Here is a 14,576-nt window from a genome sequence, read left to right on the forward strand (position 1 = left end):
GCACGGTACAATGCAGGATTCCTTGTGCGTCGAGGGACGGCGCAGGGAATCTCCCATGATGAACAAGATGATCGTCGCCAACGTGGTGCACCGGCCGCTGCGCTCGGCCATCAGCGCCGTCGCCATCGCCGTCGAGGTGACTCTGATTCTGGTGATTGTCGGTCTCGCCAACGGCATCCTCAACGACTCCAAGCAGCGCCAAGAGGGCATCGGCGCCGACGTCATGGTGCGTCCGCCCGGCTCCTCCTTCATCATGGGTGTCACCGGCTCCCCGGTCTCCATCAAGGTCGCGGACGTGCTCCGCAAAGCTCCGCACGTGGTCGCCGTCGCGCCCGTGGTGACTCAGATCTCCACCAGCGGAGGCACGGTCGAGGTGCTCTATGGCATCGACCTCGCCAGCTTCGAGTCCATGGGCGGCCCCTTCCACTACCTCAAGGGGGGACCCTTCCAGGGACCCGACGACATCATCGTGGACGACTTCTTCGCCGACTCGAAGAACGTGAAGGTCGGCTCCACCATGGAGGTTCTGAATCACAACTTCCGCGTCGCCGGCATCGTGGAGCACGGCAAGGGCGCGCGCAAGTTCATGCCGATTGCGACTGTGCAGGACATGGTCGGCGCCCAGGGCAAGGCCTCCATCTTCTACCTGAAGCTCGACGACCCGGCCAACGCCGACGCCGTCGCCGCCCAGATCAAGCTCATCCCCGGAATGGAAAAATACGGCGTCCAGTCCATGCGGCAGTGGCTCTCGCTCATGACTGCAAGTAATCTCCCCGGCCTCTCTACCTTTATCGACGTGGTCATCGGGGTGGCGGTGTGCATCGGCTTCATCGTCATCTTCCAGGCCATGTACACCGCGGTCATGGAGCGCACCCGCGAGATTGGCATCCTGAAATCTCTGGGAGCCTCCAAGGGCTACATCGTGCAGATCATCCTGCGCGAGACCTTGCTCATGGCGCTGGCAGGCGTCGTGCTCGGCATCCTGCTCAGCTTGACCACCGCCGAGGGCATCCGCCACGAGTTCCCCACCCTGCGTGTGCTCATCACGAGCGGCTGGATCCTCCGCGCTACGGCCATCGCCTTTGCCGGCGCCATCCTCGGCGCCATCTATCCCGCCTTCAAAGCCGCGCAGAAAGACCCCGTGGACGCCTTGGCCTACGAGTAGGCCGGTGCCCGCGCCCGCGTTGACAATCCGCGCGCCCTTCCGCTATCTTTGAAGCTTCAGTTGTCTTGCAGTTGCCCGCCTGAGGTTCCTATCTTAAGTGTTCCGATAGGGTTGACTTGAGCGGTTTTCTTTCTATCTCTGGAGATTTTTGGAATGTCTACCTATTTCCCCGGCGCCGGGGAAATCGAGCGCAAGTGGTACGTCGTGGACGCGGCGGGGCAGACCCTCGGCCGCCTCGCTACGCGTGTGGCCCGCATCTTGAGCGGCAAGGAAAACCCCCGTTTCACGACCTTCCTCGATACCGGCGACCACGTCATCGTCATTAACGCCGCCCAGATCCACGTCACCGGCCTGCGCGCCGACCAGAAGCTTTACCACCGCTACACCGGCTTCCCGGGCGGACTCAGGACCGAGAGCTTCCGCAAGCGCTTTGAGCGCAAGCCCGAGGCCATCGTGGAGGACGCCATCGTGGGCATGCTGCCCAAGACCAAGCTGGGCCGCGCCATGGCCAAGAAACTCAAGGTCTATCGCGACGACAAGCACCTGCACCAGGCCCAGAAACCGCAGGCGCTGTTGCTGGCCCGCAGAGGGGCATAGGGTTTCCGCAGCCGCTTCGCGGCTGCTATTTTTTGAAGAAAGGTTTTGACCGAACAGCATGGCAGAACAGGTTCATTACTACGGCACCGGACGCCGCAAGACCAGCATCGCCCGGGTATATCTGCGCCCCGGCAGCGGCACCTTCCAGATCAACGGTCGCCCTTTTGAGAGCTATTTCGTGACCGAGTCGCAGCGCAACAAGGCCCGCCAGCCGCTGATGCTCACCGAGACCGCGGCCACCTTCAACGTCAGCGCCACCGTCTGCGGCGGCGGCGTCGATGGACAGGCCGGCGCCGTCAAGCTGGGGATTGCTCGCGCCCTGCTCGGATTCAACATCGAACTGCGTCCCAAGCTCAAGGCCGCAGGCATGCTCACTCGCGATTCGCGCTCCAAGGAGCGCAAGAAGTACGGCCAGAAGGGCGCTCGTAAGCGCTTCCAGTATTCGAAGCGGTAAGAAATCTCCCCCGGCGGGGGGAATCAATCCCGAGCGGGCTGCAAGCCGCGAAGGATGCAATTCAACAAGGAGGTAGTTTGGCGAATATCACCATGAAGGAGCTGCTCGAAGCGGGCGTCCACTTCGGGCACCAGACCAAGCGCTGGAATCCCAAGATGAAGGAATTCATCTTCGGCGAGCGCAATGGCATTTACATCATCGACCTGCAGAAGACCCTCAAGATGTTCAAGGACGCCTCCAAGTTCGTGCAGGATCAGGCCGCCGCGGGCAAGACCCTCCTCTTCGTCGGCACTAAGCGCCAGGCGCAGGACGCCATCTCCGAGGAAGCCCAGCGCTGCGGCATGTTCTACGTGAACCAGCGCTGGCTGGGCGGGCTGCTCACCAACTGGATCACCGTGCAGAAGTCGGTCAAGCGCCTCAAGGAGCTCGACGAGATGGCCACCGACGGCCGCTACGACCTGCTGCCCAAGAAGGAAGTCATCAAGCTGGAGCGCGAGCGCAAGCACCTGCAGACGAACTTGGCCGGCATCAAGAGCATGACCCGCCTGCCCGATGCCCTCTTCGTCATCGACTCCAACAAGGAACAGATCGCCGTTCGCGAAGCCCGCAAGCTCGGCATCCCCGTGGTCGCGGTGGTGGACACCAACTGCGACCCCAGCGAAGTGGATTACGTCATCCCCGGCAACGACGACGCCCTGCGCGCCATCCGCCTCTTTGCCTCCAAGGTCGCCGACTCGGTCGCCGAAGGCGCCCAGTCGCTTTCGGACCAGCAAGGCGCGGAGATCTCCGCCATGGCCGAAGCTGCCCCCGTCGAAGGCGAAGCCCCCGCGGCCGATGCGCCCGAGGTCCCGGCCGAGGCAACCGCCGCGGAAGCCGAAGACGTCAGCATGGAAGACGTCCTGGGCCAGGGCACGCGCAAGAGTCCCGCCGCCAAGGCCGAGGCCGATCCGGTCGAGTCCAAGACGTACTAGCATGGACTGTGTGGCACAGGCGTCCTCGCCTGTGCGTGGCCCGCGTGCTCAAGACGGCGCGGGTCAAGTCCTGTATAGCCCCGGCAAACCGGGCATCTTCGGAAGGCACTTCTAAGAGAAAATGGGTACAGCCACCGTGACCATCTCAGCCTCACAAGTCAAAGAACTCCGCCAGAAGACTGGCGCCCCCATGATGGACTGCAAGCAGGCGCTCGAAGGCGCCAAGGGCGACATGGAACAGGCCATCGTCCTGCTGCGCAAGAAGGGTGTTGCCACCGCCGCCAAAAAGGCCGTGCGCGTCACCAGCGAAGGCGCAGTGGCCAGCTACATCCACGCCGGCGGAAAGATCGGCGTGCTGGTCGAGGTCAACTGCGAGTCCGACTTCGTCGCCCGCACCGACGACTTCAAGGACCTGGTGCACGACATCGCCATGCACATCGCCGCCAGCGATCCCAAGTTCATCCGCCGCGAGGACGTCACCCCCGAGGCCTACGAGCGCGAGAAGGAGATCTACCGCGGGCAGGCCAAGGCCACCGGCAAGCCTGAGAACGTCGTCGAGAAGATCGTCGAGGGCAAGATGGGCAGGTTCTACGAGGAGGTCTGCCTCTACGACCAGCCCTTCATCAAAGAACAGACCATCACTATCTCCCAACTCATCGCCAGCAAGGTCGGCAAGCTGGGCGAGAACCTCTCCGTCCGCCGCTTCGCCCGCTTCAAGGTCGGAGACGTCGGCGAGACCGTCGCCATCGGCAAGCCGCCCCAGGAGCCCAAAGCCGAGTAGCGTACTTGTTCCCCGGACGGCGGGCTGCCGCCTCTTCTTTCTTGCCGCGCCTGTATACTTGCTTACCTATGCCGCTGGTCTTCAAACGCATCCTGCTCAAGCTTTCCGGCGAGGCGCTGGCCGCAGGCCAGGGCTTCGGCGTGGACACCAAGCGCGTGGAGGAGATCGCCTCCGAGCTGCAGGACGTCCACTCCCTCGGCATCCAGATCGCCATCGTAGTGGGCGGCGGCAACTTCTTCCGCGGCACCGAGCAAAGCGAGATGGACCGCGTGGCCGCCGACCACATGGGCATGCTGGCCACGGTCATCAACGCCCTGGCCCTGCAGGACGCCCTGGAGAAGCTCGGCATCTACACCCGCGTCATGTCCGCCATCGAGATGCACGAGGTGGCCGAACCCTTCATTCGCCGCCGCGCCATCCGCCACCTGGAGAAAGGCCGCATCATCGTCTTCGCCGCCGGCACCGGCAATCCTTACTTCTCCACCGACACCGCCGCCTCCCTCCGCGCCATGGAGATCAAGGCCGACGCCATCCTCAAGGCCACCAAGGTGGACGGCATCTACGACGCCGACCCGGTCCAGGTGAAGGACGCGCACATGTTCGACCGCATCAGCTACATGGACGTCCTGAAAAAAGGCCTGAAGGTGATGGACTCCACCGCCATCAGCCTCTGCAAGGACAACAACCTGCCCATCGTGGTCTTCAACCTCAACACGCGCGGCAACATCCGCCGCGTGGTCACCGGCGAGAAGATCGGCTCCCTGGTCAGTGCTTAGCTGTTTTCGTCCGTCATCCTGGGTATCGTTTGTCATCCTGAGCGAGGCCGGACCCTGAGCCGGCCGAAGGGGACGGGCGAGTCGAAGGACCTCTAACCCTCTCCAGCCGTGCGTAGTGAGTCGATGGATCTCGGCCTGAGAGCTACACGGGTCTCTCTACCACCCCCCGATCTCCGCCAGGCTCGCTAGTGCTTCCTCGGCCTGTTTTTGAGTCACGCCCGCGCTCTCTGCGATTTGCTCCAGCGCGCGCGCCGTCAATCGCGCCTTTTCGTTTCCGGAGTCCATCGCTCGTCTCTTGTGTTTATAATGTGCGCTTCGAAATCCTTCGCCAGGCGACCGGACCATGACCCAGCTCACGATGGCAAGCGTTCCCGCTCTCAAAGAATCCTACCTGCAACTCAAGGCCCGCATGGACAAGGCGGTCGAAGACTTCCGCCAGGAACTCACCGGCGTGCGCACTGGCCGCGCCTCGGTGCACATGCTCGACTCCATCCGCCTGGAATACTACGGCTCACAGATGCCGCTGAACCAGATCGCGCAGGTGCACGCCCCGGAGCCTCAACTGCTCACCGTGCAGCCCTTCGACCCCACGTCGTTGGCCACAATCGAGAAGGCCATCCGCTCCGCCGATCTTGGCCTGAATCCCATGAACGACGGCAAGCTCATCCGCATCCCGGTGCCGCCACTCACCGAGGAGCGCCGCAAGGAAATGGTCAGGCACGTGCACAAGGTCCTCGAAGACCACCGCACCGCGGTGCGCAACATTCGCCGCGACGGCAACGAGCTCATCAAGAAAGCGCTCCGGGAAAAGAAGATCAGCGAGGACGAGGAGCGCCGCTCCCACGACGAGATCCAGAAGCTCACCGACACCGAGATTAAGAAGATAGAAGAGATGAGCGCCGCCAAGGAAAAGGAAGTCATGTCGGTCTAGCTCCCGCGTGGGTGCGTGGCACGGCCGTCCTCGGCCGTCGCCTTCACCCTTATAATCATCCCTGGATGAAGCGCGTGGTCCACGCCGCCTGCCCGCACGATTGTCCCGACGCCTGTGGTGTGCTCATCACCGTCGAGGACGGGCGCGCTACCAGGATCCAGGGCGATCCCAAACATCCGGTAACGCGCGGATTCCTCTGCGCCAAGGTCGCCAAGTATCTGGACCGCGTCTATTCGCCCGACCGCGTCCTCTATCCCATGCGGCGCAGGAAGAACGCGCCCAAGGGCGAAGGACAGAAGGGCCCGGGAGACTTCGAACGAATCTCGTGGGACGCGGCGCTAGACACGATCTGTGAGCGCTTCCGCGGTATCTCGAAGGAGTTCGGCCCCGAAGCCATCCTTCCCTACTCTTACGGCGGGACGCTGGGCGCTTTGAACGGCGCCTCCATGGACCGGCGCTTCTTCCACCGCCTGGGCGCCTCGCAGCTCAACCGCACCATCTGCGCCACCGCCGGAGGCGATGCGCTCATCTCGGTGATTGGCGTGAAGGAAGGCACCGAGCCCGAGCAGTTTCGCCATTCGCGCTACATCCTGGCCTGGGGCGCGAACATCCACGGCGCCAACGTCCACCTGTGGCCGTTCATCGAGGAGGCGCGGCGCGCCGGCGGCAAGCTGGTGGTCATCGATCCCTACCGCACGCGCACCGCCGCCTGCGCCGACTGGTATCTGCCCATCCATCCGGGAACCGACGTGGCCCTGGCGCTGGGCATGATGCACGTCATCATCGGCGAGAATCTCTATGACGCCGACTTCGTCGCCCGCCACACTCTGGGTTTCGACGAACTGCGCAACCGGGTGCAGGAGTACCCGCCGCTGCGCGTCGCCGCCTGGACCGGCATCGCCGCCGCGGACATCGTCCGGCTGGCGCGCGAGTACGCCACCTGCCGTCCCGCCGCCATCCGCGTGAACTACGGCGTGCAGCGCTCGGAGAATGGCGGCATGGCCATGCGCTCCATCGCCATGCTGCCCTGCATCACGGGCTCTTGGAAGGAGGTGGGCGGCGGCCTGCAACTTTCCACCAGCGGCGGATTCCCGCTGGACAAGGCTGCGCTCGAGCGCCCCGACCTGATGAAGTCCGGCCCCCTCGGCCGTCCGGCGCGCCTGGTCAACATGACGGAGCTGGGCAAGGTGCTCACCTCGCCGGGCTTTTCGCCCGTCCAGGCGCTTTTCGTTTACAACTCCAACCCGGCGGCCATCGCTCCCAACCACAACGATGTCGTCCGTGGCCTGCGACGCGACGACCTCTTCACCGTGGTGCACGAGCAGTTCTTCACCGACACTACCGATTACGCCGACGTCCTGCTGCCCGCGACCACATTTTTCGAGCACAAGGATTTGCAGGCCTCCTACGGCCACTATTACCTGCAGATGTCCGAACAGGCCATCGCACCCCTGGGCGAGTGCCGCTCCAACGTCGAGCTGTTCCGCGGCCTGGCCCAGCGCATGGGCTTTGAGGAGGAGTGCTTCCAACAGTCCGAGGACGAGATGATGGACCTGGCCCTGGCCAGCGGCCACTCCCGGTTCGCCGGCATCAACCGCCAGCGGCTGGAAGCGGAAGGCCACGTGCGCTTAAATTTCTCGAACGGCCAGGCTCACGACCGCTCCGCGCCCTTCCTGCCCTTCGCCGAGGGCAGGTTCCCCACCCCCAGCGGCAAGGCAGAGCTTTCCAGCGACGTCCTGGCGGCCCAAGGGCTGGATCCGGTGGCTTGCTTCGTCCCCCCGCGCGAGTCTCGCCATACCGAGCTGGCCCGTAAGTTCCCGCTGGAGCTGCTGGCACGCAAGTCGGACAACTTCCTGAATTCCAGCTTCTGCAATCTGGAGTCGCTGCAACCGCTGGAGCAGCCGGAACTCCTCGAGATCCATGCTGAAGACGCGGCGGCGCGCTCCATCCGCGACGGCGACCGTGTCCGGGTGTTCAACGAGCGCGGCGAGATCGTGCTCACCGCGCGCGTCAACGGCACGGTTCCCCGGGGCGTGGTGGCCGCGCGCCTCAACTGGGCCAAGCTGACCCCAGGCGGACGCAACATCAACGTGCTCACCTCCGAGCGGCTCACCGACATTGGCGCCGCCGCCACTTTCTATTCCGTGCTGGCGGAAGTGGAGCGTGCTTCTGCCTGAGCCGGCGTTGCAACCCCCCGGCATCCATAAGCATCTTTGTTGTCATAGTTTTTGCGCGGGAGCGGGGCCTACCGTATAATGCCCGTTTCCTCTAACTCTCCGGTCGAGGTCGTCTTATTTCTGGCTCTCATCAGGAAAAGCCCGTGACCCAACGCGGGCGCGGTTCGTTCCCTCCTCTGCGGGGTCTTTTCCTGCTGGCATTGGCCCTCTTTTTCCTGCCGGGACTGGCGGCGGCGCAGGAGTTGATCCAGGAGATCCAAATCCACGGCAACCGCCGCATCCCGGCGGAGACCATCCGCGCCCGCATCTTCAGCCGCGCCGGCGACGTCTATGACGAAGCCGCCCTGCAGCGCGACTTCAACTCCCTGTGGAACACCAACTTCTTCGAGGACGTCCGCTTCGAGCGCGAGGAAGCTCCCAAGGGCTGGCGCGTCCACATCTACATCAAGGAAAAACCCACCATCCGCGCCATCGACTACAAGGGGCTGAGCTCGGTCTCGGTGAGCGACGTCCTCAACCGCTACAAAGAGCGCAAGGTCGGCCTCACGGTCGAGAACCAGTACGACCCCACCAAGATCAAGAAAGCCGAGGTGGTGCTCAAGGAACTACTCTCCGAGCACGGGCACCAGTTCGCCACCATCCGTTCCGAGGTCCGGCCCATCCCGCCGGCCTCCGTGGGTTTGACCTTCATCATCAAAGAAGGCCCCAAGGTGAAGGTGGGCAACATCAGGTTCGAGGGCAACAAGCACATCGGGAGCAAAGAGTTGCGCCGGGCGATGAAGAACCTGAAGCCCATCGGCGTTCCCCACTCCATCTTCCTGGAAGGCATCATCCACAAAACCTACGACGCCACCAAGCTGAACGAGGACGCGGAGCGGGTGCGCAACGCCTACCAGATGAGGGGTTACTTCAAGGCCCTGGTCGAGGAACCCAAGACCAAGGTAAAGGACACCGGGGGGCTTCACATCCCCCTCATCCTCAAGGGCGGTGGCAAGGCGGTCGACATCACCATCCCCATCGAGGAGGGCGAGCGCTACCGCCTGGGCGGCATCACCTTCAAGGGCAACAAGGCGATCAAGGATGCCGCGCTCCTGCGTTCGCTCTTCCCCATGAAGGACGGGGACATCTTCAACACCGACAACATCCGCAAGGGCCTGGAGAATCTGCGCAAGGGCTACGGCGAACTGGGCTACATCAACTTCACCTCCGTTCCGGATACCCAGATCGACGATGACAAAAAGCTCATCCGCCTGGAGATCGACCTGGACGAGGGCAAGCCTTTCTACATCCGCCGCATCGAGTTCGTGGGCAACCAGACCACGCGGGACAAGGTCATCCGGCGCGAGCTGGCGGTGGAGGAGGGCGGCATCTTCAACGGCCGCGCCTGGGAGTTCAGCATTCTGCGCCTGAACCAGCTCGGCTACTTCGAGCAGCTCAAGCCGGAAGAGGACTCCGAACGCAGGCTCAACGAAAAGGAAGGGACCGTCGACCTGACCCTGAAGGTGAAGGAGAAAGGGAAGAACAGTGTCGGCCTCACCGGCGGCGTGAGCGGCCTCTCCGGCTCCTTCATCGGCTTGAACTACGAGACCAACAACTTCCTGGGATTGGGCGAGACCCTGCGCATCGAGGCCAACGTCGGAGACCTTGAGCGCAACGTCCTGTTCGGGTTCACCGAGCCCTACATGTTCGACCGGCCGCTGCAGTTCGGCTTCACGGTGTATGCTCGCAAGTTCAACTACAATCAGGCGCGTCAGACAGCCATTGCCCAGGGCCTTCCCCTCAACCTCCCCTCGTCCATCCTCGACCAATTGCAGAACTACAACACCTCCAGCAAGGGAGTCACCACTTCCCTCAGCTACCCCCTGAAGCGCTCGCTCAAGCGCCTGGGCCTGACCTATTCCTTGGACAGCACCTCGGTCACCGTGTTCAGCGACGCTTCGCGCAGTCTGTTCGAGCAGCTTGCCTTTCGCGGCATCGCCGGACCGGCTGCGCTCAACGGCGTCATCACCAGCAAGCTCGTTCCCACCTACTCCGTCAGCACCATTGACAACCCGCAGCGCGCACATCGCGGACGCAGCTTGTTCGTCGGAGGCGAGATTGCGGGCCTGGGTGGCAACGTCCGCTACATCCGCCCCATCGTCGAGTTCAAGTATTTCCGCCCCATGAACAAGGACCGCAACACTCTCGGCGTCCGTTTCCAGGGCTCATTCATGACCGGATACGCCGGACGCGTGGCCCCGCCATTTCAGCGCTTCTACATCGGTGGCGACACCGACCTGCGCGGCTTCGACGTCCGCGCCGTGTCGCCTGTCGCCTTCTTGGTGGATAAAATCGACTTCCCGCTGCTGAATCCGGACGGCACCAGCGTGCCCAAGGATCCCACCAACCTGCGCCGCGGGGTCTGGACCGTTCCCATTCCCGTGAACCACCTCGTCTTCCCCGGTGGAGATACTTCGCTCATTTCCAACATCGAGTACCGCATTCCCATCGTCGGCCCAGTGACCCTGGCGGTTTTCACTGATTTCGGCATGAACTTCATCGCCCGGCCCTCACAATTGCGGGTGAACGCCACTCAACTCGCCAGTCTCAACACCATCCCCTTTGGCTGCCCGGTCTTGGACGGCTCTTTCAACTGCGTCGGCAACGTTTCCCTCAATTTCGAGCCCAATCTCAAGGTGGTTTCGAACACCAACTTTGTTCCACGCATGTCTAGTGGCCTCGAATTGCAGATCCTGATGCCGGTGGTCAACGCCCCCTTCCGCATCTACTACGCCTACAATCCGTTCCGCATGAACACCTCGACCCCCGCTCCCGTGCAGTTCACCCGCGACATGTTCCCGGTGGGCGGCGCCGGCGACTTCAGCTATCAGCAGGCGCTGCAAGCCTTCGGCCCCATCTACCGCCTCCGGGACCCGCGCACCACCTTCCGCTTCACCGTCAGCACCACCTTCTAGCCTCCCCCGCGTGGTTTGACGCTCTGGCAAGAAGGCCACTATAATCCTTGTTAGTCCGCTGGTCAGGAGCGCTTTCCGCCGGTCTTCTGGCGCCGGCTTTCGGCAGCCCGGACAGGATTCCCTTAAGGAGTACACCCAATCTCATGAAACACAAGTTCGCACCGTACATGCTGGCGCTGTTTGTGGCGATTTCCTTCACCGCGCTGGCTCAGACCGCCAGGCCGGCTGCCCCTCCCCCGGCTCCTGCCGGACCGCCGCCCACCAAGCTGGGTATCATTAACATCGAGCTGGCCATCGTCGGCAGCAACGAGGGTCAGCGCGACTTCGCCGCCCTGCAGAAGCGCTTCGAGCCCAAGCAGAACGAGCTTCAAGCCCTGGGCAAGGAAGTGGACGACCTCAAGAAACAGCTCAATACCCAGGGGGACAAGCTGAACGACGACGCTCGCGCCGGCCTAGTGAAGAGCATCGAGCTGAAGCAGAAGAATCTTCAGCGTTCGCTCGAGGACGCCCAGACCGACTTCCAGAACCAGCAGAAGGAACTGGCCAACCAGATCGGGCGCAAGATGCTGGGGGTCCTGGATAAGTACGCCAAGGACCGTAGCTTCGCCGTCATCCTGGACGTCTCCAACCCTCAGAGCGGAGTGCTGTGGGCCGGAGCTTCGACGGACGTGACCAAGGACATCGTGGACGCCTACAACGCCCAGTCGGGCGTGCCGCCGCCACCTGCCCCGGCCGCTGGAGCCTCAGGGGCCGCTCGCCGGCCGACCACCACTCCTCCTTCCACCAAACCCAACTAGATTCCAGTAATAGCGAATTCTCCGGGCCGCCTTCGAGCGGCCCGATTCGTTCTTGGGAGGTCTTCCCTCCGCCCGCCCGGGCGCCGCCCACAACCGCCGCGGTGTCTAAGTCAACATCACCGGAGGCGCGCCATGTTTGCGGAGAGCCTGCTTGAGTCTGCTGGCGGTGTGAGAACCAACCAGCGTTGGACCGTGCTTTTCTCACTTGCCCTGCAGGCGCGTTCATCAGTCTTCTGGTCTTGATCCCACTGCTCCAGAACCAGGGCCTTCCGCGCGCGTTATGGACCTCCACCGTCGCCACATCGGTTCCTCCGCCACCTCGCGGCGTGCCGAATCCCGGACACAATGCTGCAGGTCGCAGGCCTCCCCACGCCGTCAACCTGGTCTTGATGCCGCCGAGAACCATCCCGACAAGCACCGACCGGACTCCCGACGCGCAGGGCCCGAACACCGGCGGGACCGGCCCGGACTTGCCACAGGGTCTGCCGAACGGCGTGGAGCACTCCACCGGTCCGCTGCTCGATGCGCCTGCGGTTACGCCCCGCCCGGCGGCGCCTCCGCCGCCGCGCCACCCCTCCATCGTGACCGAAGGCAACGTGATCTACAGGGTCCTGCCGGTGTATCCGCCGATTGCAAAGCAGATCGGAGCCCAGGGGCCGGTGGTCTTGCACGCCGTGATCGGAGCCGATGGAGCGGTCCAGAACCTTCGCGTCGTCAGCAGCGCGCATCCCACGCTCAACGACGCAGCGCTCGCGGCCGTCGCGCAGTGGCGCTTCCGCCCCTATCTGCTGAACGGCGTTCCGGTTGAGGTCGAGGCCCAGATTACGGTGAACTTCATCATGTCTCACTAAACCCGCCCGGCAATTTGCTTTCCTCGGGCTGTGGAAAATCTGTGGAATTCTCTGGATTGCCGCCCACCTGACCCGAACCGCACCGTAAACCGCAAACTGTGCGATAACTCATTGTAGATAAACTACTTAGCTGATATATAACCGTGCGCTGCCGGGGTTTCGAGCCACCGGGAGACCTACGGAGTTTTTGCACAGTTAACGCAGCACGTTGGCGACCAGGGCGGCCGCTCCGCTACTCGTTCTCGCTGACCTTGAGCACGGCCAAGAAGGCCTCCTGCGGGATGTCCACGCGTCCGATGCGCTTCATGCGCTTCTTGCCTTCCTTCTGCTTCTCCAGCAGCTTGCGCTTGCGGGTGATGTCGCCGCCGTAGCACTTGGCCAGCACGTTCTTGCGGATGGCAGCCACGGTCTCGCGCGCGATGATCTTGCTGCCGATGGCCGCCTGAATGGCCACCTCGAACATCTGCCGCGGAATCAGCTCCCTCATCTTCGCCACCAGGGCCCGGCCGCGGTCGTAAGCAAAGTCGCGATGCATGATCAGCGACAGCGCATCCACCGGCTCGCCCGCCACCAGGATGTCCAGCTTCACCATGGGCGACTCCCAGCGCCCCGAGAGGTGATAGTCGAGCGAGGCGTAGCCGCGCGACACCGATTTCAGCCGGTCGTAAAAATCCATCACGATCTCGTTCAGCGGCAGCTCGTAGGTCAGCATCACCCGGCTGGCGCTGACGTATTCAAACGCCTTCTGCCGCCCCCGTTTATCTTCCACCAGTTTCAGAATCCCGCCCACATACGTCTCATTGGTCAGAATCATGGCGGTGATGATCGGTTCCTCCACCTTGGCGATCTCGCCCGCCGGCGGCCACTTCGACGGGTTGTCTACGTCCAGCACCTCTCCGGTGCTCTTGGTGATGTGGTAGCGCACGCTGGGCGCGGTGGTGATCAGCTCCAGGTTGAACTCGCGCTCCAGCCGCTGCTGGATGATCTCCATGTGCAGCAGTCCCAGGAAGCCGCAGCGGAAGCCAAAGCCCAGCGCCACCGAGCTCTCCGGCTCGAAGAAGAACGATGCGTCGTTCAGCCGCAGCTTCTCCAGCGCCTCGCGCAGCTGGGTGTGCTCGTGGGCGTCCACCGTGTACAAGCCGGCGAAGACCATGGGCTTGATCTCCTCAAACCCAGCCAGTGCTTCGATCGCGGGATGCGCATCGTCGGTGATGGTGTCCCCGATCTTGGTGTCGGCCACGTTCTTGATGTTGGCCATCAGGAAGCCGACTTCGCCGGCGTAGAGCGTCTCCAGCTCCACCGGCTTGGGCGTAAGCACCCCCAGAGTCTCCACTTGGAACACAGCCCCGTTCCACCACAGCCGGATGCGCTGTCCGCGGCTCAGCGTGCCTTGCATCACGCGCGCCAGCACGATCACGCCGCGATAGGGGTCGAACCAGGAATCGAAGACCAGCGCCTGCAGGGGAGCATCGGGCGACCCCTTGGGCGGCCGGACCCTGTGCACCACCGCTTCCAGCACCTCGGGCACGCCCACGCCAGTCTTGGCGCTCACCAGCAGCGCGTCCTTGGCGTCGAGGGCCAGCGAGTGCTCGATCATCTCCCTCACCCGCTCCACCTCCGCGCTGGGCAGGTCGATCTTGTTGATGACGGGGATAATGTCCAGGCCGTTGTTAATGGCGATGTGCGCGTTGGCCAGCGTCTGCGCCTCCACGCCCTGCGAGGCGTCCACCACCAGCAGCGCTCCCTCGCAGGAAGCCAGCGCGCGCGAGACTTCGTAGGAAAAATCCACGTGCCCCGGGGTATCGATGAGATTGAGCTGGTAGAGGTCGCCGTCGCGCGCGGTGTAGTTCATGCGCACCGCGTGCGCCTTGATGGTGATGCCGCGCTCGCGCTCCAGATCCATGTTGTCCAGCACCTGGGCCTGCATCTCGCGCGCCGTGAGCGATCCGGTCAGCTCCAGCAGGCGGTCGGCCAGCGTGGACTTCCCGTGGTCGATATGCGCGATGATGGCGAAATTGCGGATGAACTTGCGGTCCATAGGCGGCAGGAACTGCGCGGGTAGTCTTCGATTCTAACATCCGCTTTTGATTTGCATTCCGAGCGCAGCGAGGAAGCCCTCTGC

At 63.4% G+C, this 14,576-nt stretch carries 12 protein-coding genes; 11 read left to right on the forward strand and 1 reads right to left on the reverse strand.

Features of this window, described 5'->3' with window-relative positions; all coding sequences use genetic code 11:
- The 11 genes from VGQ94_02730 to VGQ94_02780 all read left to right on the forward strand — a co-directional run.
- On the forward strand, positions 1 to 1,165 hold a 1,165-nt coding region (locus tag VGQ94_02730; protein ID HEV2021420.1), incomplete at its 5' end, for an ABC transporter permease.
- Between the two features lie 153 nt (positions 1,166 to 1,318).
- Positions 1,319 to 1,762: a 50S ribosomal protein L13 gene (rplM, locus tag VGQ94_02735; protein ID HEV2021421.1), complete on the forward strand. Its 444-nt coding sequence runs from the start codon at positions 1,319 to 1,321 to the stop codon at positions 1,760 to 1,762.
- A 58-nt stretch (positions 1,763 to 1,820) separates the two neighbouring features.
- A complete protein-coding gene (gene rpsI / locus VGQ94_02740) occupies positions 1,821 to 2,216 on the forward strand; it encodes a 30S ribosomal protein S9 (GenBank protein HEV2021422.1) in 396 nt (131 codons plus the stop codon).
- A gap of 77 nt (positions 2,217 to 2,293) precedes the next feature.
- Complete coding sequence (gene rpsB, locus VGQ94_02745; protein HEV2021423.1) at positions 2,294 to 3,187, forward strand: 30S ribosomal protein S2; 894 nt, start codon at positions 2,294 to 2,296, stop codon at positions 3,185 to 3,187.
- A 121-nt stretch (positions 3,188 to 3,308) separates the two neighbouring features.
- A complete protein-coding gene (gene tsf / locus VGQ94_02750) occupies positions 3,309 to 3,968 on the forward strand; it encodes a translation elongation factor Ts (protein HEV2021424.1) in 660 nt (219 codons plus the stop codon).
- Positions 3,969 to 4,036: 68 nt separating this feature from the next.
- Positions 4,037 to 4,744, forward strand: coding sequence for a UMP kinase (gene pyrH, locus VGQ94_02755; GenBank protein HEV2021425.1), 708 nt, complete (start codon positions 4,037 to 4,039; stop codon positions 4,742 to 4,744).
- Between the two features lie 358 nt (positions 4,745 to 5,102).
- Positions 5,103 to 5,675, forward strand: a complete 573-nt coding sequence (gene frr / locus VGQ94_02760; protein HEV2021426.1) for a ribosome recycling factor — start codon at positions 5,103 to 5,105, stop codon at positions 5,673 to 5,675.
- A 65-nt stretch (positions 5,676 to 5,740) separates the two neighbouring features.
- Positions 5,741 to 7,852, forward strand: coding sequence for a molybdopterin-dependent oxidoreductase (locus VGQ94_02765; GenBank protein HEV2021427.1), 2,112 nt, complete (start codon positions 5,741 to 5,743; stop codon positions 7,850 to 7,852).
- A gap of 200 nt (positions 7,853 to 8,052) precedes the next feature.
- A complete protein-coding gene (bamA, locus tag VGQ94_02770) occupies positions 8,053 to 10,806 on the forward strand; it encodes an outer membrane protein assembly factor BamA (protein HEV2021428.1) in 2,754 nt (917 codons plus the stop codon).
- 143 nt (positions 10,807 to 10,949) lie between these two features.
- Positions 10,950 to 11,603, forward strand: a complete 654-nt coding sequence (locus VGQ94_02775) for an OmpH family outer membrane protein (GenBank protein ID HEV2021429.1) — start codon at positions 10,950 to 10,952, stop codon at positions 11,601 to 11,603.
- A 389-nt stretch (positions 11,604 to 11,992) separates the two neighbouring features.
- Positions 11,993 to 12,454: an energy transducer TonB gene (locus VGQ94_02780; GenBank protein HEV2021430.1), complete on the forward strand. Its 462-nt coding sequence runs from the start codon at positions 11,993 to 11,995 to the stop codon at positions 12,452 to 12,454.
- 232 nt (positions 12,455 to 12,686) lie between these two features.
- Here VGQ94_02780 and lepA read toward each other — a convergent pair whose 3' ends face one another.
- Positions 12,687 to 14,492: a translation elongation factor 4 gene (gene lepA, locus VGQ94_02785; protein HEV2021431.1), complete on the reverse strand. Its 1,806-nt coding sequence runs from the start codon at positions 14,490 to 14,492 to the stop codon at positions 12,687 to 12,689.
- Positions 14,493 to 14,576 lie beyond the last annotated feature (84 nt).

This window comes from Terriglobales bacterium, from assembly GCA_035937135.1.
GTDB lineage: Bacteria > Acidobacteriota > Terriglobia > Terriglobales > Acidobacteriaceae > DASYVL01.

Excerpts from the sequence above, each read along its gene's own strand:
- VGQ94_02775 (HEV2021429.1), top strand. The coding sequence starts at position 10,950 with ATGAAACACAAGTTCGCACCGTACATGCTGGCGCTGTTTGTGGCGATT.
- tsf (HEV2021424.1), top strand. The coding sequence starts at position 3,309 with ATGGGTACAGCCACCGTGACCATCTCAGCCTCACAAGTCAAAGAACTC.
- lepA (HEV2021431.1), bottom strand. The coding sequence starts at position 14,492 with ATGGACCGCAAGTTCATCCGCAATTTCGCCATCATCGCGCATATCGAC.
- rpsI (HEV2021422.1), top strand. The coding sequence starts at position 1,821 with ATGGCAGAACAGGTTCATTACTACGGCACCGGACGCCGCAAGACCAGC.
- VGQ94_02765 (HEV2021427.1), top strand. The coding sequence starts at position 5,741 with ATGAAGCGCGTGGTCCACGCCGCCTGCCCGCACGATTGTCCCGACGCC.
- pyrH (HEV2021425.1), top strand. The coding sequence starts at position 4,037 with ATGCCGCTGGTCTTCAAACGCATCCTGCTCAAGCTTTCCGGCGAGGCG.
- VGQ94_02780 (HEV2021430.1), top strand. The coding sequence starts at position 11,993 with ATGCCGCCGAGAACCATCCCGACAAGCACCGACCGGACTCCCGACGCG.
- rplM (HEV2021421.1), top strand. The coding sequence starts at position 1,319 with ATGTCTACCTATTTCCCCGGCGCCGGGGAAATCGAGCGCAAGTGGTAC.
- frr (HEV2021426.1), top strand. The coding sequence starts at position 5,103 with ATGGCAAGCGTTCCCGCTCTCAAAGAATCCTACCTGCAACTCAAGGCC.